We start from the raw sequence: 25356 nt of genomic DNA on the forward strand, positions 1-25356 counted from the left end.
TTAACCTTACAGCATACAATCAGCTATTTAGGAACATCATGTGATTCTGAAATCCTTCTCATCGACCAGTCTTTATTTACAAATAAGCGTTACTGATGAATTTAACCTCATTGGATCAATGAAGGAAGATTGGGAATAATGACTGAAATTACCGTCCCTTTTCCAATTTCAGAATTGATAGCCAGAGATCCGTTTAAGAGGTTAGTCTTATTTCTAATTGCTTTCAGACCAATTCCATTATTTAATACCTGATCTTGATCAAAGCCTTTTCCATCATCATGAACCTGGATATGAATCACCTCCTCATTGGCATTAATCGTTAAGATAACTGTGTTAGCTTCTGCATGTTTAACCACATTAATGATCAATTCCTGAACCACCCTATATATAGCAACTTCAATAGATTTATCCCTTTGATTTTCCAATCCGGTGTAGATGGAACGGATAAGTATTGCGAGTTGGAATTGATTACAAATATCATCTAACGCTGCTCTTAGGCCAAAATCTTCCAATATGGCAGGCATCAATTCATGCGAAAGTCTCCGGCTTTCTCTAATTGCATCTGCCAATAAGCCATCTGTTTCTTGTAACTCCTTTAGATTTTCAGCAGCGGATAACTTCGCCTGATTGAGCATGTTTTTCGATAAATTGAGTTTTACACCATAGAGTAGCTGTCCGAGTCCGTTATGTAGATTTTCGGCGATACGCTTACGTTCTGCCTGTTGCGTTTCCAGAACCGTCTTAAAAATCTCCATTTTGAGCAATTCATTCTTTCTGAAAAGCGCAACTTGGAGGGTCATGTCTATATCAACGCCTAATACCTTTAATGCTTTTCCATTTTCATCCCGATGAATTGAAGCCCTTAATTTTAAAACCTTAAGTTTCTCATCCACCAAAATCTCCATGGTTTCTTCGAAGCCTTTCTCACCGGTTTTAAGGAACTTTACTATTTTTTCGGCAATAGGTACACAGCGTGCAGTAGCAAATTGCAGGTAAATTTCCGGTTCTGGTAATACCTCTTTAGGAAGATTAAAAAGGCGATACATTCCTTCTGACCAGCTAAAGGATTCCGAAGTCAGGTCATATTCCCAACTACCAATTTTTGCCAGTTCTTCAGATTGTTGCAAGATCATTAGATTTTTCAATTGCTCCTGCTCGGCAAACTTACGATTGCTGATGTTCATCGTGGTGAGCATTAAAGCGTCCTCCATTTTCACAAACATATTCGAAAACCACCCATTATAACCATCATAATGATAATGAACCTCCATTTGTTGTGAGACCGATGTTTCCATGACATTTAACATCAAATCAAATAAACCTGATGCCTTTAACCCTGGAAATTCCGCTAAAAACAATTTACCAACCAAATCACCTCGACCTGCTTCCTTTTCGAATTCACGACTAGTCATTTCAACCCTAAAATCTATGATTTCTCCGGAAGGGTTTCTGATCGGCTTTAACAAAGATACCCCCACCAAACTTGCATTAAAAACGAATGCGATCAGTTCCTTGCTCTCTTTCAGCTCTACTTTCGTGTGATGGTGTATGGTCACATCCTGTATTACCCCGTAAAAGCGTGTCAGGCCAGTGATCTCATCCCAGGCAAACTCCATTCTTAATTTAACTATCTTGATGTCCTGCTGTGCTGTCACAATTCGATAGCTGTCCTCAAAAGCACATTTTTCCCGTAGCTGATGCTCAAAAGTTCTGCGTGCTAACGCTTGATCTTCCGGATGGAAATAAGAAAAAAGAAGCTCAAAGCTAAAGGGTTTTTCTTGCGGGGAATAACCATAAATACGATATAATTCGTCACTTAAATAAAGAGATTCCAGTCCTATTGCGCCCTCGAAATAACCAACATTAGCCAATTCCTGAGCCAATTTTAAGCGCCGTTGCTCCTCCAGTAGCTGGAACTTAGCATTCGTGATCTCAGTAATCTCCGTAAACATTAAAACCACCCCATTTTCGGAGGGGATAGCATGAAGAGAGACCCAATTTTGATTACGTCTGCAAAAATACTCGGTGATACTTGCTTCATTTTCAAATACTGCTTTCTGAATGGCTTGACAAGCTTCCTGACTATTGTTCTTATCAAATAATTCCCAAGCATTTACACCAATAATTCCGGTAACATTAAGCTGAAAAAGTAATCCTGCTTTTTTGTTTGCGTACAAGACCACATGATCGGTATTTAGCTGCAAACAGGCTACATCAATTAGATTTAGAATATATTCGGCACCGGAATTTTTGAATAAATCCGCGTATTTTTCTTGGGAAATACTGATCATAAAAAAGGAAGAAACATAAAATCAATTTAAATAACAAGCCAATGCTCAAAGTGTTTTTCAATGAAAACAAATCAAGAAATTGTATTTTAAAGAAGCAAATATATTTAAAGTTATTATAAGCGATCTCTCCTCCTAAAGCATCGTATTTATACGCTGTACCTCATAGAAAAAACACGCAGAGATCGACCGTAAAGTACCTGAAATCAATCACTAAACAGCAAAACAAATTAAAATCATAAACATTTCCAGACCTTGCTTGTTCCGCTGAGGTAAACAAAATCGTAAATAGAAACCATAAATTTTAAATCATGCAAAAAGGAATAGTAAAATTTTTCAATGTAACCAAAGGGTTTGGGTTTATACTCCCTGATGATGGGTCTGCAGAAATATTCGTGCACTCTTCAGGGCTATTAGAACCTATCCGCGACAATGACACTGTGCATTACGAAGTAGCTCATGGTAAAAAAGGGTTAAATGCAGTCAACGTGAAGAAAGGTTAAACCAGATTGTAGAGACCTTTTCTTTAAGAAAAAGCGACCAAGATGCTTAGTTCTCAGCATAATTCGCCTGATTTCTTAAAAAACACAAAACGCAATGAATAATATTGTATTTCTTGTGCAATAATTTATTTAATTGGTTAACTTTAGTTTTGAATTGAAACAGAATAGAGCACAATAAATCCTAAACTATAAGAAACAGATAAGCACCACCACAACACAAAAAACGAATACAATCAACCAAATTAACCACCAAAACCAACAAAAAAGGCAAATACAATATTAAATTCTTAATAGAATCTGTAATGTACCCGTCTTTTTAAATGCGCTCATTATGAATACAAAATCGAAATTTGAACTGGAAATTGTCCGTAAAGTACGAACGATCAGAAAAGAGAGAAACAAAGGGCAAACGTATATTGCCATGGTTCTTAAGGTTTCTGACGGCTATATAGGACAAATTGAGGGAGAAAGATGGCCAGCCATGTACACTTACGACCAACTCAATAAAATAGCTATAGAATTCGGCTGTAGCCCACAGGATTTCATCCCTAACGAATGTATCGTAGAAAATTTAGCTAGCAGTATATAAAGCATGTATTTGATGGCTTTGATTTTTCAATTCAAAGCCATCAACTTAATTTGTATTCAACTGAGCTTCCTTTAATACTACTATACGTTCCGCTTCCAGCTTAAAATGAACCTTTCCTGATAGTTCTAATTGACTCAGAACCTTAGAAAGTTCGTCAAACCTAGAAATTTTCGCCGTCAGTAGCAGGTCTTGATTATCCTCCTCATATACCACAGGCACATTGTACCAACGACTGATCTTCTTCATAATACTTCCCAATGGCTCGGACTTAAATACAAACTCCCCATTTTTCCAGGCCAGCAATTCAGCTACATTAACATTTTCTACTTTAGCCGTTGTATCCGTCAATAACAGCTGCTGTCCAGGTTTCAGGTAAGTTTCCTTATTTCCAATTGAAGGGTGATCAACCAATATCTTTCCATCCAATAAAACGGTGCTGACCACCTCATCATCTGGATAACTGCTCACTTGAAAATGCGTCCCCAAGACTTTAACTTCCTGTTTGGCCGACTTGACCACAAAAGGACTTGCGGCGGCGGTAGCAACCTCAAAATAAGCCTCACCACTGAGCGTTACTTTACGAATCTTCTCGGCGGAAAATACACCTGGAAATTTAAGGGAAGATGCTGCATTTACCCATACCTTGGTCCCATCAGATAGCGTAATCATATACTGACCACCGTTAGGGGTTTTAAGCGTCAAATCCTGCCCATAGGCAGACACGGAAAGTTCGGTACCATCGTTATAGGTGATTCCTGATTCTGTGATCAGCAATCCACTTTTCACCTCGCTTAAATTAATGACTTGGCCATCTGGCAATAAAAGCGCAGCCTTGTTACTGCCTGGTACAATACCATAAGAAGCCGAACCAGTAATCGGATCATCGAATTTTGAAGCCCTGAATTCCCGATAAAATATGGACATAACACCTGTGGTCAATAAGGCCAGGCAGGCTATTGCGAGGTAAGCGAAAGACCTTTGCTTATAAAATGGAATGAGTTTTATCTTATGATCCATGGATTTAATCACCGAACTCAATAAGGGGTAAAGGTCGGCAATATGTTTTTTTAAGCGTATATCGATAAAATTTGAAGGAAGTTCATCTGCTAAAGCTTTACGAATCAATAAACGCAATTCTTTTTGAGAAAGTGTTCCGAAATGTGCCATCAGCAGCTCCGTTTCTTCATCGCTAACAAACTTCCTAAAATAATCAAACACCAGGTTTTCTGCCATGGTATTCAGTTGAACTTTGAAAGCTGTTTTTAAAGAAATACTGTTCCTATTATCCCATACGGTTAAGAACAAATCCTGAACCAATTTATCTACTAAATTCTGATCTTTTAAGAGGTGTAGCAGTTGCCCATATATCTTTTCACTGTAGAACACATAAATTTTCCCGAAGGCAGCTTCATCTCCTGCTTTCAACTTTGTCAGTTCTTCTATTTCATTCCAGTGCCCTGTTACTTTAATCCCCATAAATTTCCAGCGTTATCCTGTTTATTTTTTGTAATCCTGACTAAGAAAATTATAATTTCAGATAATTCTTAGTCAGGAAGAAAACAATTAATACTTATAACAATAGTTTTATACAAACGTTTGTATAAAACTTCCGATTTAATTCAATTGTTACCTAAAAGGCATTACTTCTGATTTCTTCTACCTCTTCTACGGAAATCGCCAGGTCTTTACCTAGTTTTCTAAAGCCATCAGAGGTGATCACATAATCATCTTCTACTCTGATACCACCAAAATCCCTATAAGCCTGAACTTTATCGTAGTTGATATATTCTGAAAACTCATTACTTTGCTGCCATTGGTCAATCAGTTCAGGAATGAAATAAAGCCCTGGTTCTACTGTCACGACATATCCTTCTGCCAATTCTTTCCCCAATCTAAGTGATTTCAGACCAAACTGGCTGGTGTTTTTCTGCAGGTCATCTGTATATCCAACATATTGTTCACCAAGATTTTCCATATCATGAACATCCAGTCCCATCATGTGTCCGGTACCACATTGAAAAAACAAGGCATGTGCCCCCCTGCTCACCGCATCTTCCAGATTTCCTTTCATCAATCCCAATTCTTTTAAGCCTTCCGCAAGACTTAAGCAAGACTGATAATGTACGTCTATATACCTAACACCAGGTTTTAATGCCTGAACAGCCTCCTGATAAGCATGAAGTACGATGTTATACGCATCTTTCTGAGCTGGCAGGAATTTTTTACCGGCAGGAAAAGTACGGGTAAGGTCGCCGGCATAACCCATTGGCGTTTCTGCACCGGAATCATTCAATACCATATCTCCTTCTTTTAAGGTATTACCATGATAATGATTGTGTAAGATCTGTCCGTTTACGGTTAAAATAATCGGGTAGGAAAGTTGTCCGCCAGCAGTTAAGGCTACCTGATGAACAGCTGCTGCCAATTCATTTTCCGTCATTCCTGGTCTGGCAAGTTGCATCGCTTTCAAATGCATATCTGCAGAAATCACCGATGCCTTATCTAATTCGATCAATTCCAGTGCTGATTTCACAGAACGTTGTGCGACTACAGCTTTGATAAACAGAACTGATGCCTGCTCCTTTACTGCTGCAGGCGTGATCCCCAGCAATTCTGCCAATTTAATTTTATGTTCTGCGCGATATGGAGGAAGGAAATGTATGGTCCTTCCCTGAGTTTTTGCTTTAGCAAGATATTGATCCAGTTGATTTAAAGGTGCAAGCTGAGTAAGACCTGCTTCATTTGCTTTCTCGGCTAATGTTTTTTGTCTACCCATCCAAACAATCGCATCAATGCTCATCTCATCTCCAAACAGGGTCACTTGATTTTCATCCAGGTCAATTACCGCAGCAAGCTGAGGTTCCGGAATCCCAAAGTAATATAAAAAGGTGCTGTCTTGTCTGAAATGGTAGGCATTATCTAAGAAGTTCATGGGACTTTCTTCATTTCCCAAGAAAAGCAAAATCCCCGATTTGAATTGTTGGGAGAGTTGTTTTCTTCTTGCTATATATTCGTCTTTATGAAACATATTTTATGGTTTTTAACTAATTTCAAAGTTAGCGCTTAACCACAAGTATTCTACATTTTTCCAGGAAATAATGAGTCGGAAAATCCCCTTTTAAATAATCAGGAATTCAGCGTCGAGGAATTCAACGCTAAGTTAAAAGGCTATCTCGAATGAGATAGCCTCCTTAAAGATGTTTATTTCAACACGTGAAAAGCCAATACGTTCTGTACATCAAATACATTGACCGACTTGTTAAATTTCTTCCTGATGCTGGGTTGAGCTTCTCCGGATATCCAGATTTTCAGCTCCGCATCAAGGTCAAAAGTACCCGCAGTTTCTACACTAAAGCGCGAAATGCTTTTGTAAGAAATAGACAAATATTCTGTTTTGCTACCTGTAATTCCCTGAATATCTACCAGAATAAGACGTTTTGAAGTAAAGATAAAAGTATCTCTGAGCAGTTTGAATCCCAATTCAATTTCCTCTCCTTGGGTTAGGAGTTTATGAAAATCCTTATTCAACTGATCGTTATTTACGATACCTGCGTTGCCCATAAGGGCAGAAAATAATCCCATATTATATTTTAGTGTTTGGTTGCGCTGGATCGTCTTTCAATAGGTTAAAAAAACTGGCTTTAAATCTACCGTTTACCACTTTACCAGTCACCTCTGCTTTTCTGATTTTATTGCAGAAACCATCTTTAGCATGTGCATCACCATGGTCATCGATATCAGTTCCATCCACAAAATAAGCATGGCCATCAATTCTTACCGCAAGGTCACATTCTTTTCCTTTCAGGCCAAATTTACACTCTCCACAAGCCGTTTCTACGATATGTGGTGTTTTAAAATCAATAGCTGGTTCTTTTTTTGTTTTTTGCTGCGCCTGAACGCCAATAGCCAGAAAGGCAAAAAACATAAGGGTAATAAACTTTTTCATAATCGTTTAAATTTGTCTAAAGTTACAATAAAAAGCAAAAATTCTATCGGAAGGATTTAGGTGTACACTGCATGTGTTTTTTGAAGAAGATATTAAAGTTGGCCGGGTATTCAAAGCCAAGACAATAAGCAATTTGCGCTACATTCCATTCGGTATGCTTCAACAAAGCAACTGCTTCCGTTGCAATTCTTCTAGATACATGATCAGAAGTCGTTCTCCCGGTGACCTCTTTCACACTATGGTTCAAATGGTTCACGTGTACAGAGAGTTTATGTGCAAAATCATGAGCCGTCCTGAGTTCCAAAACATGATCTGAAGAACCGATTGGGAATTGACGTTCCAATAACTCTAAAAACAATGACGTGAGTCTGACAGAGGCATTATTTTCTTTGAAAATAGTACTGGCTGGCCTGACTTTCAGCGCCTCATGTACAATCAAATGAATATAATTCCGCAGTAAGTCATATTTATGGACATACTCCCCCTCCATCTCTTCCATCATTTTCAGCATGATTTTTTTGAACGTCTCTTCCTGTTCCTCGGTAATCAGGATTACCGGGCAATCCTGTATCCGCCACAACAAAGACTCCCGCAGGCTTTCATTTCTCTTATGAATAAAATTCTCTGTAAAAAGGCAAAAATAACCCGATTGTGAGGCTGAAGTCGACTCCCAGGCATAGGGTATATTCGGATTGGTAAACAACAAAGCTCTTCCATTCACTTCAATCTTTTCATTTGGATAATGAAGCACGCCATGACCAATAATCAAAGATATTTTATAAAAATCTCTCCGGTTATAAGGAGTTGGGTTCACGTGACAATAAGCAGATCTTTTGAAAATACCGAAATGTCCGATATCACTGACCATCTCAAAGCTTGGAACAGTAATTTCCGGGCGATGCGTCTTTAGAAGATCATAGTAATCCTTTAAGCTTTCGCTTTTATTCACTTGATAGAGGTCTTGATTTTTGAACAACATACAATCAATGTTAAGGCAAATTTAGGATTTGATTGGCGTTCCTGCACGCAATTCTTCTGATGGACTTGTAACAAGTTCATCACCAATGGTCAGTGTTCCGAAAATTTCCGTCTGATCCTCGGTTTCTCTACCTTTCTTTACGTTTACTTTTTCCGCTTTATTTCCTACCACCTTCCATACATAGGTACCTTCTGCGGTTTCAATAATTGCTTTTCTAGGGACAATAAAAGTGCTGGCATTCGCAGGAAGTGGGATATGAACTTCTGCGACCATTCCTGGCAACAGCTGTTTATTCTCATTTGGGACATCCATTTCTACCTTTTCTGAACGTAAACGTAAATCCAATGCTCCAGACAAACGCTTTACTTTTGCAATAAACACTTGCTCTGGCAATGACCTTACTGTAAAACTCACTTCATCCCCTGCTTTCAGGTACCCGGTATACACTTCTGGAATAGCAATGGCCAGACGGAGGTTCTTTTGCTCCTGTAAGGTGAATAATGGAAATTCCGAACCTTTCCCAGAAGGACCTACATAAGCCCCTAAATTCACATTCCTTGCCGTGATTTTTCCATTAAAAGGCGCACGAATTTCCAGGTAATCTCTTAGCGATCCCACTTCCTGATAGGACGCTTTTGCCGCTTCAAATTGTGCCAAATCAGAATTTTTACGAGCAACAGCCTGATCCAAATCATTTTTAGAAATGGTACCTGGAGTTTTACTGGTTTCATAGAGGCGGTCGTAATGTGCTTTACTGGCCATATACAATGCTTCCTGAGACTTCAACCTGCTCTTTGCTGCTGCCAGTTGCGCATTGGTTTCCGGAGCTTCCAGCGTCATCAACAATTGACCTTTCTTCACCTCTGAACCGATATCTACATTTAAAGTTTTCACGAAACTGCTCACCTTTGCGTACAAATCCACCTGCTGAAAAGCGCTGAGCTCACCAGGAAGCTGTAAAGCTGTCGAAAGTTTTTCCTTCTGAAGCTTAAACGTAGCAATCGGAGCAGCTTTTTCAGTGGCAACGGTATCTTTTTTTGCGGTAGCTGTGCAGCCATTCAGCAAGGTTAAAAGTGCCATCCCCCCAGTGATATAAATGGTGTATGGTAATATATATTTTTTCATCTCTGTATGTTTTATAACTTAATGTCTGATCTTAAAATGGGGATTATCTTTCAATTATTCGGACAATCCTTTGATGTAATGTTTGCTTTCTTCATCCTCAGGATCAAGAGAAATCGATTCCGTAGAAACCTTTCCCTGTACCCAGGCAAACACCAATGGTAAGATAACCAATACGGCGAAAGTAGAGGCAATTAAACCTCCGATTACCGCTCTTCCCAATGGAGAAACCTGATCACCACCTTCTCCATGTCCGATCGCCATAGGCAACATCCCCGCAATCATAGCCACCGTGGTCATGATGATTGGGCGAATCCTTAAAGCTGCCGCCTCTCTCGCCGATTCCAGCGCATTTCCATTGTGTTTACGCAGATGTTCCGCATTGGTGATTAACAGTACGGCATTGGCAATAGACACCCCAACCGACATAATAATCCCCATATAGGATTGTAAATTTAAGGTAGAACCCGTTAACATCAATAACAATAATGCACCCAATACGACCGCCGGTACGGTTGCTAAAATGACTAATGGAACTTTGAAAGATTGAAAGTTAGCGGATAACATCAAAAAGATCACTACAATAGCCACTAAAAGTCCGGATTGCAGACTGCTCAGTGTATCGTCCAGCACCTTAATCATACCTACTGGTTGCACCACAAGCCCTCTTGGCAATTCGCCCAATGCTTTAATTGCTTGAGTGACATCCTTCGATGCAGTTCCAAGGTCTTTTTTATTTAGATTGGCTGTGACTGATAGATAAGGCGTCGCCCCCACATTGTCATTCTCTCCATAAGTAGTATCCGTGCTGATACTGGCTACATCACTCAATATCGGACGGTTAGAATTTCTCAAAAGAGGAATTTCTCCCAGGTTTTCCTTACTACTCATTTTATTGAACGGAACCTGTACCTGAACACCATAAGCAAGACCAATCTTTTCATCCACCCAGACATTTTTATCTGTGTATCGGGAAGAAGATGTGGAAGCCACCAAAGATCTTGACACATCATTTAAATCGACGCCCAGCTGTGCCGCTTTAACCCGATCAATGTTGATGTTAAGCGAAGGATACTTAATGGGCTGCGCAATCTGCACATCTCTCAAATAAGGAATACCATTCAACGCTTTCATGATCTTCTTCGCGTAAACCTCATTTTCTTTTTTGTTTTTTCCTGCGATGCGGACCTCCACTGGAGTAGAGGAGCCTTGACTCAAAACTTTATCGGTAAGTTCTATCGGTTCAAATGACAATTTAACATCAGGTTCCAATGCTTTCACGCGGGCCCTGAGTAAATCTTTAAACTCTTCCATGTCTACATGGTAATCTTTCAATCCCACCTGGAAAACCGCTTCATGAGGACCTGCCATAAACAAATATATCGGGTTCACAGAAAACAAAGCTGGATGCTGGCCGACATACACTGAAGTAATGGCGAGGTGTTCCGCTCCTACCATTTTCTTTAACTCTGCCAATATCACCTGCACTTTCTCTTCAGTACGTTCCAGGCGGGTTCCATCAGGTGCCCGCATTCTCAATTGAAACTGGCTGGAATTCACTTTTGGCAATACGTCTCTTCCGATATTGGCCAATAAAATTGCCGCAATAGCAATTATGACGACCAGATAACCCAATACTACCGGTTTCCGATAAGGCATAATCCGATCCAGAAAACGCATAAACCGGTTTCGGAAACGCTCAAATAACCCCAGTTTACCATCATTGTCAAAATCTTCCCTTTCTACTAAAATTTTCTTTTGATTCAGGGTGTCCTTTTCTGATTCCAAACTTAGTCCTGTTTCCAGAAAGATGGCTTCATCATCAGTGATATTATCTGCATGTGGTTTTGCTTTCTTTGGATGCGCAACCATCAGCCAGTTGGCCATAATGGGCACAAAAGTTTGAGATAAAAAGAAAGACACAATCATAGAGAAGCCAATGGCTAGTGCCAGTGGTAAAAACAATGCTCCGGGAATGCCTGTCATCGTGAATGCAGGAGCGAATACGGCCAGGATACAAAACAAGATCAATAATTTCGGAAAGGCAATCTCTTTACAGGCATCCCAGATGGCTAAAGCCTTGGGTTTCCCCATGTCAAAATGCTGGTGAATATTTTCAATCGTTACTGTCGACTCATCTACTAAAATTCCAATTGCCAGTGCCAATCCGCTCAAGGACATAATATTGATCGTTTGTCCGAAAAGTTTTAGAAACAATACACCTGCTATAATGGAAGTAGGAATCGTCAGGATTACGATCAACGCTGCACGTTTATCCCCAAGGAATAACAACACCATTAAGCCCGTTAATAAGGCCCCGATTACCCCTTCACTGATCAAACTTTTTACCGCATTGATTACGTATACCGATTGGTCAAACTCATAAGAAAGTTTCACATCTTCCGGCAGTGTATTTTGAATCATCGGCAGGTTCTCCTTCAGTTTACTCACCACATCCCAGGTAGAGGCATCTCCAGACTTGGCAATACTCAAATAAACCGATCGTTTTCCATTGATCAATGCATATCCAGCAGTCGCATCTGCCCCATCCTTAACCACCGCTACATCACGGAGGTAAAGGTTCTGTACCCCTCCTTTAAACAACGGAATGTTTTCAAATTCTTTTACCTTTTTTATCGTGTAATTCGTAGGTGTCAGGTAATTTTTATCACCAACTCTGACGTTTCCTGAAGGTGCGGTCTGGTTGTTAACTTTAATCGCCTCTACCACCTGGTCTACCGTCAGCTGATGTGCACGCAGCAATTCGGGGTCTACGTTGATCTCAATGGTCCGCACACTCCCACCGAATGGAGCAGGAGCTAATAAACCTGGAATAGCCGTAAAAGATGCCCGTACATAGGTATTCGCAAAATCCTGCAACTCATTATTACTGCGGATAGGACTACTCAACACCAATTGTCCGACAGGCAACGAGGACGCGTCAAAACGAATGATGAACGGCGGTTGTGAGCCTGGTGGAAAAATCGCTTGTGCCCTATTGGAAAGCGAGCTGAGCTCTGCAGCAGCCTGCGCCATATTCGTTCCTTCATAATAAGTCAGCTTCATGAGCATCAGCCCCTGCACATTCTTTGTTTCTATGGTTTTAATTCCATTGGCAAAAAGCAGGATATTGATGTACTGTTTTCCAAAATAGGCTTCCATTTGAGAAGGTGTATACCCCCCAAAAGGATGTGCAATATAGATCACAGGAAGGTTCATTTTCGGTAGAATATCTACCTTGATATCTTTGATGGCACCGATTCCAAAGAAAAACAATCCGGCAACAAGCACCAGGATTGAGATTGGTTTACGAAGTGCAAAACGTATTAAATTCATGGAGGTCGTTAATTAAAATTCGTTGATAAACAGGTCAAAATTCCCAAGGGCAGCTGATTTTAACAAAAGGGCTTGCCAGACATTGTTATAGGCAATGTCTCGGTCGGTCTCCGCCCTATTGAGGACAAATAGTGCCTGGGTAAGGTCTACAATAGTGCTGAGTCCATTTTTATATAAAGTGCTCTTTTGTAAATAAGCATCTGCAGCAGCTTTAACCTGGATCGGTGCTTCTTTATAATTGTCGATCGCATTTTTCAATTTCGTATCGGCGATAGCCACCTGTGCTTGTAATTGCTGTTCGGCAAGATCATACTCGTTTTGAAGTCCTTTAGAAAGGAATTCCTGTGCCCTGACCTGGGGATGTGTTTTCAGGATCGTGGTCAGATTCCATACCATACCAACGCCAAGCAGGTAATTTCCGCGTACCGGATTAATCCCGTCCACATAATTTCTGGTAAATGCAGTCTGTTGCTGCGCATAAGCTGAACTAAATCCGGACCCCCTGCCCTGCATCACGCCAAACATAGAGAACGTTGGGTAATACGATTTTCGAAACAATCGGGCTTGTTCATTGCTCAGGTCTACTTTGCTACGGTAAAATTGCAATAAAGGATGTGATTTTTGTTGAAGAATACTATCTGCATATAAATGCAAAGGAATTCGGGTAATTGAAGCGGTATCCAGTTCCAGACTCGTTACCGTTACCCCCATCAACACGCCCAATCTATTGGCTTGTTCCTGCTCCAGATCTTTTGCTTTCGTTAAAGCAATCTTTGCGCTGGATAACTCGGCTTTAGCCAAAGATGAATCTACACCAGCAATTAAGCCATTGCTTGCCCGGATCACAGCCGTATTTTTAAAGGTTATGGCTCTTTGAAGGTTGTTTTCCTGCGACTTCCGCAATCTTTGTGCGGCCAATAAATTAAGGTATGCGGCAGAAACACGGATTTCCTGTTGAAACTGCTCTTGAACCAGATCTTGTTGATCCCGTTTAAGGATTCCCTCGGATACTTTTACCCGTTCTTTAATCTTTCCAAAACTGAAGAAATCCCAGTTGATGTTGGCAAGATACAGGGCACCAAAAGCAGCATTCCAATTTTGCTGATCAAAGGCTGGACCACTCGAAGCGACCCCCAGTCCACCAAGACCATAAGAAGGTCCATTCTGTCCGTTAATCGTTCCATAGTCCTGTTGTGCAGATAAACTAAGGTTGGGCAGGTAATCCTTCTTGCTCTGTTGAAGACCTTCTTCTGAAGCACTTACATAGTTCTTTTTGGCCTTAATACTCCCGTAATTACTCAAGGCGGTATTGATCGCATCTTTTAAATAGAGCGTTTGTGCATAGGTACTAGTCGTACTCAGGATTAAAAACCCGGTAATTACGACCATAAACAATAAAGGTTTAGGCATGGTGTATATATTACACCACAAATTTATCTGCTGACTCTAAAATCAAAGTATTACTTTCAAACCAATAGTTATGAAAATCAAATAATTTACAGGATTACATCTTAATGACATTTGGGTTACAAAAAGTTCCAATCCTTCGCATGGGAATCCTCATGCTCTTTTTTCACAATGGCTTGAAATTGGGCAACCAAATCTGGATGACTCGCTGCCAGGTCTTTAGTTTCGTTGCGATCGGTTTTCAAATGATACACCTGCCATGGACTATTTGGATCTTTCTTCACATTGGTACGGACACCTTTCCAATCTCCCATACGAATCGCAACCTGCCCTCCTTTTTCAGGAAATTCAAAATATAGGTATGGATGCTTGACTTGCGCTTTAGTTTTACCCAATAAAGTAGGTAAAAAGGAGGTTCCATCGGTATTTGCCACCTTTTGCCCTGTCAGTTCCCCCAACGTAGCCAAAAGATCATATTGTGCAGAGATCAGGTTACTGGTAGATCCTGGCTTGATTTTCCCAGGCCATCTTGCTAAAAATGGTTCTCTAATCCCTCCCTCATATACATCCGTTTTCAGTCCCCTCATGCCAGCCACACTGTGAAAATATTCAGCATTTACCCCTCCGTTGAAAGTCGTTCCATTATCACTGGAAAACATAATGATGGTATTTTCATCCAACCCCAAATCTTTTATTCTTTTGAGAATGATCCCCACCTGTGCATCTAAAAAGGTGATCATTGCGGCATAGGTCGAATAAGGATACTGGTTTGGGGCGTATCCTTGTTGTCCATAATATGGCTGCTCTTCAAATTTCCCGATATAAGGTTTCACAAAAGCATCTGGTGCTTGTAAAGAAACGTGGGGCAATGGATATGGGAGGTATAAAAAGAAAGGGTTTTCTTTATTTTGATCGATAAATGACAAGGCTTTTTCGGTCATCTTTTCTGGCGCATACACCTTTCCTTTAAAACGATCAAAATCTTTAGCTGTCGCTTTTTTAGGGTCTAAGGTCTGATGAACGTAGATATAAGTATTGTCCAGCGTATCCTTTTGGTCATTTTCCCATAAGTGTGTCGGGTAGAAACTATGTGCTTGTTTTTGATCCAGTAATCCGTAATAATAATCGAATCCTTGTTTCAAAGGCGAACCGGAAGTCCCGTTCATACCAAGTCCCCATTTTCCAACAAGCGCAGTTTTATAACCAGCTTGCTGCATCAAATGACCAAGGGTAAAAGTACCTTCTTTCAAGGGCATTTGGCCGCGTTCTTCGCTATCTGGAAAACCACCCAGTTCATAATTACCGCGAATATAGGCATGCCCAGCATGTTTACCGGTCATCAACATCGCTCTGGCCGGTGCACAAACTGGTGTACCTGTATAATGATCTGTAAACTTCATCCCCTCTTTTGCCATCCTGTCCAGATTTGGGGTCTTGATTTTCTGTTGCCCATAAGCGCCGATTTCTGCATAGCCAAGGTCATCGGCATAAATGTAAATGACATTTGGTTTTTTTTGCGCCAAGCAACCATCATGCGGGATCAATATGAGGGAAAATTGAATGAGCATCCCGACAAATAAAATAAGTTTTTTCATTGCTGTCTAAGATATAGAAAGATCGATAAAATATTGTCGTATGCTTTTCGTAATTTTGCGCTCCCAATTCGGGACAATATTTCAATCAAGCAACTAAATGTTTGATTTACCTACCATTTAATCCCTCCAATGATGAAAAAACATAGCCTGCTTAACATTCCACCATTACCCGCAGTGTTATTGGCCATCATTAGTGTGCAGGCAGGTGCAGCAATTGCAAAAGGACTTTTCCCAGCTATTGGCCCAACTGCTACCGCTTCTTTAAGAATCGGACTATCTGCAGTTATTCTATTGGTTGTGAATCGTCCAAACTTATTTAAGTTAACGAAACAACAATGGAAAGCGGTAATTCCTTATGGTTTGGCATTGGGTGCGATGAACGTGATTTTTTACATGGCCATCAAACGGATCCCTCTAGGGTTGGGCGTTACTCTTGAGTTTATTGGCCCCTTATTATTGGCGGTATTTAACTCTAAACGCGGCTTGGATTACCTATGGGTATTGCTTGCGGCAGCGGGAATAGCCTTAATTGCGCCGTGGTCTAACCAAGGCTTGGATTTAATCGGTGTACTACTGGCTCTATTGGCCGGGGGGTTCTGGGCAACTTATATTGTTCTTGGTAGCCGGATTTCTAAAATTATGAAAGGCGGTGATGCCGTTTCTGTAGGAATGATCTTCGCCACCTTACTAGTCGTTCCTTTTGGATTTATTGGTGGAGGATTTAGTCAAATTACGCCCACTTTTTTACTCCTGGGTGCCGCATTAGCTCTTTTATCAAGTGCCATTCCCTTCACCTTAGAAATGAGTGCCCTGGGGCAAATGCCAGCTCGTACTTTCAGTATTCTGATGAGTATGGAGCCTGCTGTGGCTTCTTTAGCTGGAATCGTATTCTTACATGAACACCTTTCCCTGCTGGAATACCTTGCAGTTGCTTTGGTAGTGATTGCGAGTGCTGGAGCAACCCTGACTTCTAAAAAAGAGGTCTTATAAAGGATTTATCCTGCTAAAAAGCTAGATAACTCCTCTTTTTCTTCTGCTTCCAATTCTACGATCCCTTCGATCACCTGGAACAGTTGGCTCCTTTCATTGGAGTTAAGTAGCACATGAGTTAACCTCACGAAAGCTTTCTTTTGATCGATACTTAAACCACTAAATAGTTTAGGTTGCAGCTCATACATTAATTTCAAAGTTTCAACAAGATCGGTTCTTTGCGCAGCTTCGGATTCCTGAAAATCAGGCAAGACACCTTCTAAGGCGTACTTCTCCATCAGTTTATTCGAGAATTCTTTCAGGAAAGGCTTCCTTTTAGCCCTCAATAACTCGTTCACTTTTTTAATCAGAAACTTATACTCCGGAGAAGATTTCGTACGGGCATACAACTTTACCTGGGCCTCATAATCAGTACTGCTAAAATCAAATTCATCAAAGAATTCACTCTCGATGAAAACACTATGATAATATTCATCAGCCTTTTTATTCAGTGTGGTGTAGTCTTTATAAACTTCCTGCCCCTTATGGTTCACAAAGTAGTTCTTCGACAATTCTTTGTGCAGCGATTCCTTCCATTGGATGAATTTCACCTTAAATATGGTATTGCTTTCTGGATATCTAAAAACCAGTCCATCTTCCTGATCGATGATATTATCTTGATAAGCTAAAGGTTCGCCATTAATGAAAATAGAGAAACCCCTGTTTTTATGTAGTTCCAAAAACCAGCAAAACTCAGCTTGTAAATAAGGAATGATGCTCAATTCCATCGATTGTTCTGAAAACTGTACGTTTGAAAATGAAACCTTAGTTCCGGTAGCTTTTCCCTTTACATCTTCGTTTAACAGCTTCGCTTCATAGTGATTCAATTCTCCAACGGCTACCTGAATACTTCCATTTTTGAAAAGACCATTTTCTTCATAAGTGGTGTTCCATTCCGCTGAATGGGCGAAAGTGAAAAAAGTTAGTCTACCTACACCATTCTTACCATGCATCGTCGACTTATGTAAATGAATTCGTTGCTCCAACGCTTTTTCAGATTCATAAAAAGGATTAAACTTATCTTTCAATAAAGAAAAATTGATCCCATAGCCGTTATCAGCAACACTTAAACTTTCTATGGTACCTAGTGCATTCGCAGTATAATCAATCGAAATCGTGTCCGCTTTAGCATCAAAACCATTCCAGATGTATTCTGCAAGCGCTTGTTTTTCATTGTAGAGACGCAAAACCTTTTTAATCCCCGTGGAAGTGATGTTTACATTATTGGCCATGATGAGCTGATTGGAGTTTGAAATTCAAATTTAAGGTTTTGTTTAGGTTTTACCTATATTTTGATTGGAACACTACTTCATAATGTTCCACCGTTGGGAAAGGATTATAATATTTATGGAGCAGTGCTTTCCAGTCCTGATACGCCGGTGATTGCCTGAAACCAATGGTATGGTCTTCCAGTTGATCCCAGTTGACCAATAAGATATAACGGCTTGACAGCTCTAAACAGCGTTGTAACTGATGTCCAAGATATCCTTTCATGCTACTGATGATGCTGGATGCTTTTTCAAAATCCTTCTCAAAAGAAAGGCTGTGTTGTGGAATAACGTCTAATATGGCTACTTCTAAAATCATTTCTTTTCGCGGGTATAAGTGATGTACATTAAATCTGGAGGAGTACTGAGGAAAGGCTTGATCAGGCTCACAATTTGTCCCTGATGATATCCTGAATGAACAATAAGATGGGTTAAGATATCCGATATGAGGGTCTCATAAGAAACACCTTTGGTGTTGTAATACTGTACTTGACGTTGAAAGTCTGCTGCCTCCAGTTGTTCCAAAAAACCAACCATCAACTGATAATTCTGATCCAGCAATTGCGGCCAGTCCTGCGCTTCAAAATTCTCCCAAACTTCCACATCCTGCATTTCTCCAACCATGCGACTCCGCCATACCCTTGTGGTTGCCAGCAGATGATTAAAAAGATCTTTTGCCCGTTGCGGAACAGTTGTCGCCGTTTGCATGGACTGAACTAGCCTAACATTTGTCCAGTGGTCAAATGCCAGGAGTTTTAAAAAGTAATCCTTCATAAAATCAAATTTATGAAGGACAAGTTAGAAAATTCCTAAAACAATTATTGAAGTTATTATAAGACGGTTAAACTATCCGCATCATAGATCAAGCTTGCTTTTTCAGCTGTTTTATACAGCTTTCCGTCCATCACCACTTTTTTAGACAACAAGCTTCTAGCCACTTCTATTTTCAATTGATGGTTCACTGTAAGCAAACTGCCATCTTCCAGGATCATTTCTAATTGCCCCTGATCAGTCAAGCCCGATACCAACCCTTTAATTTTCAATTCCGCTGTTGTTCTATTTTTCATAAAAGACTTTATAGCAGACAGGTCAATGACGTCTACATCTTTTAAGGCTGCTCCAAAAAGAGTTTTACCAGCCACCATCTCCACAGGACGTACCTGCATCACGGCTGCATCGGCTTGATAAAATCGATTACCAATCACAAAAGCCAACAATAAAAATACCCCAATTTTAACCATACGAACTGCCTTATCCGTATACACAAAGTATGTTTTTTCAGTATTTACCCGATTTAGGATTTCATTTACATTTAATGATTTTTTTCTGAGGAGATGTCCCATGTCATTTATTATTTATGATGAGACAAATTTCCAGTTTATTCTCCCCCGGATTGTTGACCTATGGTAACTAATCATAAAGCATTAAAAAGATGACGAAAGGCTGAATAACATCGACGAAAATAATTTCGTCGATTGGTCGAGAAGTTACGGCTATTCGTCGACCGTTCTTTTAGTATGGTCTAAAGCACCAGAAAACGGCGTAACCTTTCTGTTTTGAGCAGGTCTTATCTACAAAAAACCTTAAAAAACTTAAAACATAAAGACATGAAAACTTCCATCAAAACGCTATTCGCTTCTGCTTTAACAGCTATCATTTTAACTTCTTCAGCTTTCCATACTTTCGCTAAAGAGAAATCACCAGCCAGCAACAGCGCAACCGTAAAATTCAATAAAGTAGTGGTAACCGGAAATGCAAAAGTGATCCTGATACAGGGAAATACAGAAAGCATCAACAGCACTGAAGAAGTTCAAAGCAGCAACACTACTGTTCAACAAAAAGGATACACTTTATACATTAACTCAACCGACAAAAGCACCATTTATGTACATGTAAAAGACCTACAGAGAATTGATGCTGCAGAAACTGCAAGCGTAAGAACCCGTGGCTCATTTGACTTGGCTGTACTTCAAATTTTCCTAAAAGACAATGCTAAAGCAAACGTGAATGCAACTATTGGTAGCCTGTACACACAGATGAATGGAAAATCTGATTTAAAATTAAGTGGCTCAACAACTGAACACAACCTGGTTAGAAATGATGTTTCTAAACTTAACCAATCAGATTTTATCATTGCAAAATTGTAAGCAGGAGTCACTTCCTCCAACACCATCAAAAAAATGATCGTCCTGTAAAGGATTAAAAATAGCCGAAGCCCTGATAGGTAACCTTAACATGAGGTTACAAAACGAAAAAACCGTTCTAAAGAAGAGCGGTTTTTTTTATTTAAATCCTATAATTTATAAAGGAAAACGCGACTACAATAGGTCATTGGCCAAATTAGCCAATTCACTTCGCTCTCCTTTGTCCAGCGTAATGTGTGCGTATAGCGGATGATTTTTAGCACTTTCAATTAAGTAAGACAAGCCATTACTTTCTGCATCCAAATAAGGAGTATCGATCTGGTAAATATCTCCAGTAAATACAATCTTGGTATCTTCCCCTGCACGAGAAATGATTGTTTTGATTTCATGAGGAGTCAGATTTTGAGCTTCATCTACGATAAAAAATATTTTTGTCAGCGTGCGCCCCCTGATATAGGCCAAAGGAGCAATCAAAATTTTCTCCGTTTGCACAAACTCTTCAATCCTCGCCTGAGTTTTAGGATCATGTTGGTATTGCTCTTTTATGAACCTCAGGTTGTCCCATATCGGCGCCATATAGGGGTCAATCTTTGATTTCGCATCTCCGGGCAAAAAACCGATATCCTTATTGCTTAAAGCCACAATTGGCCTGGTCACATAAATTTGACGGTATTCTTTACGCATTTCCAAAGCACTTGCAATCGCCAGTAATGTTTTCCCTGTACCTGCTTTCCCCTGAATGGTGACGAGCTTAATGGCAGGATTCATTAGGGCATTGATTGCCATGCTTTGTTCCTCATTTCTAGGAGAAATATTGAAAACTTTGTGCGGTTTCAGCCGGATAAGCTGATCTGTTTGCACATCATAAAAAGCAGTCAGCATTTTTCGTTTACTTTTCAGGATATAAAAATGATTTCCGGCCTCCGTCGCTAGCCCCAGTGAGCTGGCTGAAATAATTCCTTCATTTTTTAAGACCTCAAAAACTGGAGCATCCACATTTGGAAGCATCGTTTTCCCGGTATAAAGCGCATCTACATTTTTGACTTTCCCCGTTTCATAATCCTCCGCATGAAGATCCATGGATTTCGCCTTTAACCGCAAGCAAATGTCTTTCGAAACCAAAACCACTTTCTTTTCCGGAAACTCCTCCTGTAAGCTCAACGCTGCATTTAAAATCCGGTGGTCAAATTTCCCTTCCCCAAATATGGCGATCGCATCAAACACATTCGGCTTCTTATCCATGACCACCTTAAAATGTCCCTGCTTAGCCCCCTTCAATGGAATCCATTGGCTCATCATTTTCTCTCCAGAGGCCTGATCCATCAAACGAATAAAACTTCTGGCTTCTGCGTTCCGCGTCTCATTCCCATTTTTCATGTTGTCTAATTCTTCCAAAACCTGTATCGGAATTGCAACATCATGTTCCTGAAAATTATTAAAGGCATTATGATCATAGAGGATCACCGAAGTGTCCAATACAAAGATTTTTTTTTTCGCAGAATTACGCTTTAAGTAGGTTTTAGTCATGGTACCTAAAATTAACGAATTTCTCGAAATCTTTCCGCATTACTTCAGCTTCTTTCTTTTCTTCAAATCCATCACTTTAAGCAATTTATGGAACAACTCCTGATTTTGATAAGTTCCTTTAAACGCAGCTGATCCCGGACCATAAGCAAATACAGGAACCATGATATTCGTGTGGTCGTTGGTACTGAATGACCCCGTCACCATCCCGTTTTCGGCAGAAGCATCTAATAAGGTCAATCCACCGGTTTCATGGTCGGCAGTAATGAGTACCAATGTTTCTTTATTTTGATCTGCAAATTGTAATGCAGCAGCAACAGCCCGGTCAAAATCGTGAAGTTCCGTCACGATATAAGGTAAATCGTTCACATGACCTCCGTAGTCTATCTGTGCACCTTCAGCCATGATAAAGAACCCATTATTATTCGCTGATAATATTTTCAACGTATGTTGCAAGCTTGCCTTCAATAAATCACCTCGCCCATTCTTTACAGGTCTCGTGGCGCTATCCGGCAATACCACTAAATGCTTACCTTGCGTTTGTTTAAAAAAATCTGCAGCCTCAGTACTCCATTGAAAACCTTGTTTTTTCAGTTTGCTGATCAAATTGCCATCCTTGTTTTTCAAGAAACTCTTTTGATTGGAACCGATTAAGATCTCCGCTTTACTTTGCAATAAATCCGCTGCAATCTCTTCCGACATGGCACGATCTATTTGGTGGGCATAAAATGCTGCCGGAGTGGCATCCGTGAGGTCTCCAACACTGATAATCCCACTTTTAATCCCATAATCTGCCAGTGTATCTACCAAATTGGTGAGTTTTCTTCCATCAGGTCCAAGCCCGATATAACGATTGTTTGTTTTCTCACCAATGGCCATTGCAGAAGCACCCGCAGCAGAATCTGTATTTCCAGCATCAGCAGCAGCCGTTTGAGAAAAACCAATATTATGGACCTTGCTGATATTTAGCTGTCCATGGTTGGCAATATATCCGGCATGAATCTGTGCAAGGCCCATCCCGTCACCGATCAACAGAATTACATTTTTAACCGGTTTATCAATGCCATCTACTTTATATTCCGGGGTATATACCGGATAGGCGACTGGATTAGTATAGGTCAGTTTATCCTTATGAACATAGAAATCTTTTAGTTTTCCTGGTTGATCGGTATTGATCCAATCTGCACCCAACCGTTCCAGCACGATCCAGGTATTTGGGCTGTCTTGTGTTGCCCAAAATCTAAAGGGCTTATGCTGTGAGTGTGCTGCATCAATCAATTTTTTCAATACCGCAAGGTCAGTTGGCGTTGGATTTCCTTTCCCATTCCAGGAAGTGTAATTTTTCAAATCATCGCTGATCATCGCTATTCTTTTCAATTGATCAGGTGTATAATTGACATTTGGCCTGCCATCAAATGATAAATAAGCCGGATAATTTTCAAAATTCTGAGGTTTAGGAACATCTCCACTAATCACAATCCGAATGGCATCAGGGCTCATTTGATCGTTAAAAACGCCCGGATAAGCAGAAAGGTCTTTGATCAATTGTGCCAATACCATTGGATAATTCTCCTTGATATCAATCACCAACTGCAGTTTCATTTTGGGGTCTGCATAAGGTTTATTGCCATTCTGCTTGTGAAATTTAGCGAGGGGTTCCAGGTAAAGCGCTTTTAATGTGGCATCTGCTTTAATTTCTGAGGGATCATGGGCAACATACAACACGCCGTTTTTCAAGAAAACATCGGCTTCAATTGCACCCATCCCCGCATAATAGGCGGTTAACAATGGAATGTTTTGGTGATAATCGTTGTGACTATGACCGGAATTAAAGCTTAAAGTATGTTGCGCGCTGGCGTCCATTGCCAGTAAGACTCCGGCAAAAACTGCTGCATGAATGATATTTTTTAAGTCCATATTTTGTTTTGAATCTTAGCTCATTCAAATGATGACCAGGATGAACCTATTTCGAATCAAAAGAATAAAATTGTTTTAAAAATGATTTGATCTAAAAGATCTTATAAAATGAAAAGTATCACCAATCTGGTCTTAAACCAAAAAGGTGATACTTAAACTTCCAGGTAAAAACCCTTGCTGTTTACCAGCCTGGGTTTTGAGTAATCACCCCGGCACTGTTGTCAATTTCTCGTTGCGGAACCGCCCAAACATCATGAACCTGAGGGTTAAATGCTCTGGATGGCCAAATCACATTGCCCTGTGAATCATGTAAAGGCAAAGCGTAGGTTGCCTGTGCATCGCCCCATCTCACTAGATCTCTGTGGCGGTCTGCCCATTCTCCGGCCAACTCACTGCGACGTTCGCGTTTTAGATCGGCCAGGTTCATTCCCGATTTCGCCAATAGTCCTGCACGAAGCCTGATCTTGTTGAGTTCAGTATCAGCAGCTCCGGCACCGGTCAACATAATAGCCGCTTCGGCCTTGATCAACAATACCTCTGCAAAACGCATCAATGGCACGTTCAAATCTGTAGTCCCATTATCGCCATTAGGGTTAACATGCGAAGGAATTGGGTTCTCATAGGAGAAAGGCTCCATATATTTTTTAAACTGATAATCAGAAGTCGCCCCACCGTCTTTAGTAAAACTACGTTCCTGGCCAAAGTAAAAGAACTTATCACCGGTTTTCAAAATAGTGGCTTCTCTACGTTGGTCATTTGCTTCATAAGCATCATACAACTCTTTAGTTGGCAGGTAATATCCCCATCCATTGTAAATCCCCCATCCTTTATTGGTGAGCATAACCCCAGGTAGTTTACTTCCCCAACCTGTACCACCACCACTAGGGGTACACACCACTGACCAGATGTATTCTTTTGACCAATTGTTTGAGGCCTTGAAAACATCGGAAAACTTAGTCATGATCAGATCATGCTGACCAGAATTGATCACCATATCTGCATATTTCGCGGCATTGGCATAATCCTTTTTATACAGGTAAACTTTCGACAAATATGCCCAGGCAGCAGTTTTATGTGCTTTCCCATAATCTGCGGCTTTCATCTCAGAAAACAAAGGCAATTGGTCTGCAGCTTTCAAAAACAACTGAATGATATAATCATAGTTTTCATTCACATTTTTAGCCCTAGGAATCGCCTTTGAAGGATCCGTATCTAAACTTACAATCGGCACCCCTGCTTTCTCATTTCCGTAATTGGCAGCCAATTGAAAATACACCAATGCGGCATTAAAATAAGCGTCCCCAATCACCTGTTTCTTCAGCTTTTCATCCATTTGGATTCCTGGAACATTCTTAATGATATCATTGGCACGTTTAATCACGGCATAACGCATCGACCACTGTGTTTCCGTATATCCACCACCCACATAAGTTTTATTAAAGTTTTTAATGTTATCAGCCTCTGGTTTATTCCTTCCAGTCACCATATCATCGCTGGCATTGATAAACCAAAACATCCCTCTCCCATAAAAATTCTCATCATTATACTTCTCATATAAACCATTTTCTGCTTTAACAGCGTCTTCTGATGTTTTCCAGAAATTCTGCGCGGAAGGTGCCCCTTCCGGAATAATGTTCAGCTGATCTTTACATGCGCTTAAAATTGCCAATGCTGCAATGGCCAGATACTTTATATTTTGTTTCATTTTT

General features: G+C 40.3%; 21 protein-coding genes. 4 read left to right on the plus strand and 17 right to left on the minus strand.

The features are described from left to right. Positions 1-107 precede the first annotated feature (107 nt). Positions 108-2291 (minus strand): PAS domain-containing sensor histidine kinase, encoded by a 2184-nt coding sequence (locus GM920_RS15985; protein ID WP_182959344.1) that lies wholly within the window; start codon positions 2289-2291, stop codon positions 108-110. A gap of 308 nt (positions 2292-2599) precedes the next feature. On the opposite strand from GM920_RS15985, the gene GM920_RS15990 reads away from it, so the two are divergent. Together GM920_RS15990 and GM920_RS15995 are read left to right on the plus strand one after the other, a co-directional pair. Next, on the plus strand, positions 2600-2791 hold the full coding sequence (locus GM920_RS15990) for a cold-shock protein (protein ID WP_182959346.1): 192 nt from the start codon (positions 2600-2602) through the stop codon (positions 2789-2791). A 331-nt stretch (positions 2792-3122) separates the two neighbouring features. Further along, positions 3123-3380 (plus strand): helix-turn-helix domain-containing protein, encoded by a 258-nt coding sequence (locus GM920_RS15995; RefSeq protein WP_182959348.1) that lies wholly within the window; start codon positions 3123-3125, stop codon positions 3378-3380. Positions 3381-3425: 45 nt separating this feature from the next. On the opposite strand, the gene GM920_RS16000 is transcribed toward GM920_RS15995, so the two are convergent. From GM920_RS16000 to GM920_RS16040, 9 genes are all read right to left on the minus strand, one after another. Further along, a complete protein-coding gene (locus GM920_RS16000; RefSeq protein WP_182959350.1) occupies positions 3426-4856 on the minus strand; it encodes a FecR domain-containing protein in 1431 nt (476 codons plus the stop codon). Between the two features lie 154 nt (positions 4857-5010). Beyond that, positions 5011-6408, minus strand: coding sequence for an aminopeptidase P family protein (locus tag GM920_RS16005; RefSeq protein WP_182959352.1), 1398 nt, complete (start codon positions 6406-6408; stop codon positions 5011-5013). A gap of 173 nt (positions 6409-6581) precedes the next feature. Further along, a complete protein-coding gene (locus GM920_RS16010; protein WP_182959354.1) occupies positions 6582-6962 on the minus strand; it encodes a PH domain-containing protein in 381 nt (126 codons plus the stop codon). 1 nt (position 6963) lies between these two features. After that, complete coding sequence (locus tag GM920_RS16015; protein ID WP_182959356.1) at positions 6964-7326, minus strand: DUF6370 family protein; 363 nt, start codon at positions 7324-7326, stop codon at positions 6964-6966. Positions 7327-7369: 43 nt separating this feature from the next. Further along, the gene (locus tag GM920_RS16020) at positions 7370-8305 is read right to left on the minus strand and encodes a helix-turn-helix domain-containing protein (protein ID WP_202986130.1); all 936 of its coding nucleotides are present in this window, start codon (positions 8303-8305) and stop codon (positions 7370-7372) included. Between the two features lie 21 nt (positions 8306-8326). After that, positions 8327-9430, minus strand: coding sequence for an efflux RND transporter periplasmic adaptor subunit (locus GM920_RS16025; protein ID WP_235964553.1), 1104 nt, complete (start codon positions 9428-9430; stop codon positions 8327-8329). 54 nt (positions 9431-9484) lie between these two features. Then, a complete protein-coding gene (locus tag GM920_RS16030) occupies positions 9485-12763 on the minus strand; it encodes an efflux RND transporter permease subunit (protein WP_182959358.1) in 3279 nt (1092 codons plus the stop codon). Positions 12764-12775: 12 nt separating this feature from the next. Continuing rightward, positions 12776-14173: a TolC family protein gene (locus GM920_RS16035; protein WP_235964554.1), complete on the minus strand. Its 1398-nt coding sequence runs from the start codon at positions 14171-14173 to the stop codon at positions 12776-12778. Positions 14174-14289: 116 nt separating this feature from the next. Continuing rightward, entirely contained in the window at positions 14290-15765 is a 1476-nt protein-coding gene (locus tag GM920_RS16040; protein WP_182959360.1) for an arylsulfatase, read from the minus strand. A 129-nt stretch (positions 15766-15894) separates the two neighbouring features. Here GM920_RS16040 and GM920_RS16045 point away from each other — a divergent pair, with 129 nt between their 5' ends. Then, positions 15895-16755 (plus strand): EamA family transporter, encoded by an 861-nt coding sequence (locus GM920_RS16045; protein ID WP_182959362.1) that lies wholly within the window; start codon positions 15895-15897, stop codon positions 16753-16755. 5 nt (positions 16756-16760) lie between these two features. On the opposite strand, the gene GM920_RS16050 is transcribed toward GM920_RS16045, so the two are convergent. From GM920_RS16050 to GM920_RS16065, 4 genes are read right to left on the minus strand one after another with little or no spacing between them, the layout of a single operon-like run. Beyond that, on the minus strand, positions 16761-18026 hold the full coding sequence (locus GM920_RS16050) for an ATP-binding protein (RefSeq protein WP_182959364.1): 1266 nt from the start codon (positions 18024-18026) through the stop codon (positions 16761-16763). Between the two features lie 49 nt (positions 18027-18075). Next, positions 18076-18381 carry an antibiotic biosynthesis monooxygenase family protein gene (locus tag GM920_RS16055; RefSeq protein WP_182959366.1) on the minus strand — a complete coding sequence of 102 codons (306 nt, stop codon included), beginning with the start codon at positions 18379-18381 and terminating at the stop codon, positions 18076-18078. Continuing rightward, positions 18378-18836 carry a DinB family protein gene (locus tag GM920_RS16060; protein ID WP_182959367.1) on the minus strand — a complete coding sequence of 153 codons (459 nt, stop codon included), beginning with the start codon at positions 18834-18836 and terminating at the stop codon, positions 18378-18380. Before GM920_RS16060 ends, GM920_RS16055 begins: the two co-directional genes overlap by 4 nt. A 56-nt stretch (positions 18837-18892) precedes the next feature. Further along, complete coding sequence (locus GM920_RS16065; protein ID WP_182959369.1) at positions 18893-19405, minus strand: hypothetical protein; 513 nt, start codon at positions 19403-19405, stop codon at positions 18893-18895. 264 nt (positions 19406-19669) lie between these two features. On the opposite strand from GM920_RS16065, the gene GM920_RS16070 reads away from it, so the two are divergent. Further along, the gene (locus GM920_RS16070) at positions 19670-20209 is read left to right on the plus strand and encodes a GIN domain-containing protein (RefSeq protein ID WP_182959371.1); all 540 of its coding nucleotides are present in this window, start codon (positions 19670-19672) and stop codon (positions 20207-20209) included. Between the two features lie 171 nt (positions 20210-20380). Here GM920_RS16070 and GM920_RS16075 read toward each other — a convergent pair whose 3' ends face one another. The 3 genes from GM920_RS16075 to GM920_RS16085 all read right to left on the minus strand — a co-directional run bounded on the left by GM920_RS16075 (position 20381) and on the right by GM920_RS16085 (position 25352). Beyond that, complete coding sequence (locus tag GM920_RS16075) at positions 20381-21733, minus strand: PhoH family protein (RefSeq protein ID WP_182959373.1); 1353 nt, start codon at positions 21731-21733, stop codon at positions 20381-20383. Positions 21734-21772: 39 nt separating this feature from the next. After that, on the minus strand, positions 21773-23647 hold the full coding sequence (locus GM920_RS16080) for an alkaline phosphatase (RefSeq protein WP_235964555.1): 1875 nt from the start codon (positions 23645-23647) through the stop codon (positions 21773-21775). Positions 23648-23828: 181 nt separating this feature from the next. Beyond that, positions 23829-25352 (minus strand): RagB/SusD family nutrient uptake outer membrane protein, encoded by a 1524-nt coding sequence (locus GM920_RS16085; RefSeq protein WP_182959375.1) that lies wholly within the window; start codon positions 25350-25352, stop codon positions 23829-23831. Between the last annotated feature and the right edge of the window lie 4 nt (positions 25353-25356).

The sequence above is a fragment of the Pedobacter gandavensis genome, from assembly GCF_014172405.1.
Classification (GTDB): domain Bacteria; phylum Bacteroidota; class Bacteroidia; order Sphingobacteriales; family Sphingobacteriaceae; genus Pedobacter; species Pedobacter gandavensis.

What these genes read in the sequence shown, in the direction of transcription:
- GM920_RS15985 (WP_182959344.1), bottom strand. Translation starts at nt 2,291, where the DNA reads ATGATCAGTATTTCCCAAGAAAAATACGCGGATTTATTCAAAAATTCC.
- GM920_RS15990 (WP_182959346.1), top strand. Translation starts at nt 2,600, where the DNA reads ATGCAAAAAGGAATAGTAAAATTTTTCAATGTAACCAAAGGGTTTGGG.
- GM920_RS15995 (WP_182959348.1), top strand. Translation starts at nt 3,123, where the DNA reads ATGAATACAAAATCGAAATTTGAACTGGAAATTGTCCGTAAAGTACGA.
- GM920_RS16000 (WP_182959350.1), bottom strand. Translation starts at nt 4,856, where the DNA reads ATGGGGATTAAAGTAACAGGGCACTGGAATGAAATAGAAGAACTGACA.
- GM920_RS16005 (WP_182959352.1), bottom strand. Translation starts at nt 6,408, where the DNA reads ATGTTTCATAAAGACGAATATATAGCAAGAAGAAAACAACTCTCCCAA.
- GM920_RS16010 (WP_182959354.1), bottom strand. Translation starts at nt 6,962, where the DNA reads ATGGGATTATTTTCTGCCCTTATGGGCAACGCAGGTATCGTAAATAAC.
- GM920_RS16015 (WP_182959356.1), bottom strand. Translation starts at nt 7,326, where the DNA reads ATGAAAAAGTTTATTACCCTTATGTTTTTTGCCTTTCTGGCTATTGGC.
- GM920_RS16020 (WP_202986130.1), bottom strand. Translation starts at nt 8,305, where the DNA reads ATGTTGTTCAAAAATCAAGACCTCTATCAAGTGAATAAAAGCGAAAGC.
- GM920_RS16025 (WP_235964553.1), bottom strand. Translation starts at nt 9,430, where the DNA reads ATGAAAAAATATATATTACCATACACCATTTATATCACTGGGGGGATG.
- GM920_RS16030 (WP_182959358.1), bottom strand. Translation starts at nt 12,763, where the DNA reads ATGAATTTAATACGTTTTGCACTTCGTAAACCAATCTCAATCCTGGTG.
- GM920_RS16035 (WP_235964554.1), bottom strand. Translation starts at nt 14,173, where the DNA reads ATGCCTAAACCTTTATTGTTTATGGTCGTAATTACCGGGTTTTTAATC.
- GM920_RS16040 (WP_182959360.1), bottom strand. Translation starts at nt 15,765, where the DNA reads ATGAAAAAACTTATTTTATTTGTCGGGATGCTCATTCAATTTTCCCTC.
- GM920_RS16045 (WP_182959362.1), top strand. Translation starts at nt 15,895, where the DNA reads ATGATGAAAAAACATAGCCTGCTTAACATTCCACCATTACCCGCAGTG.
- GM920_RS16050 (WP_182959364.1), bottom strand. Translation starts at nt 18,026, where the DNA reads ATGGCCAATAATGTAAACATCACTTCCACGGGGATTAAAAAGGTTTTG.
- GM920_RS16055 (WP_182959366.1), bottom strand. Translation starts at nt 18,381, where the DNA reads ATGATTTTAGAAGTAGCCATATTAGACGTTATTCCACAACACAGCCTT.
- GM920_RS16060 (WP_182959367.1), bottom strand. Translation starts at nt 18,836, where the DNA reads ATGAAGGATTACTTTTTAAAACTCCTGGCATTTGACCACTGGACAAAT.
- GM920_RS16065 (WP_182959369.1), bottom strand. Translation starts at nt 19,405, where the DNA reads ATGGGACATCTCCTCAGAAAAAAATCATTAAATGTAAATGAAATCCTA.
- GM920_RS16070 (WP_182959371.1), top strand. Translation starts at nt 19,670, where the DNA reads ATGAAAACTTCCATCAAAACGCTATTCGCTTCTGCTTTAACAGCTATC.
- GM920_RS16075 (WP_182959373.1), bottom strand. Translation starts at nt 21,733, where the DNA reads ATGACTAAAACCTACTTAAAGCGTAATTCTGCGAAAAAAAAAATCTTT.
- GM920_RS16080 (WP_235964555.1), bottom strand. Translation starts at nt 23,647, where the DNA reads ATGGACTTAAAAAATATCATTCATGCAGCAGTTTTTGCCGGAGTCTTA.
- GM920_RS16085 (WP_182959375.1), bottom strand. Translation starts at nt 25,352, where the DNA reads ATGAAACAAAATATAAAGTATCTGGCCATTGCAGCATTGGCAATTTTA.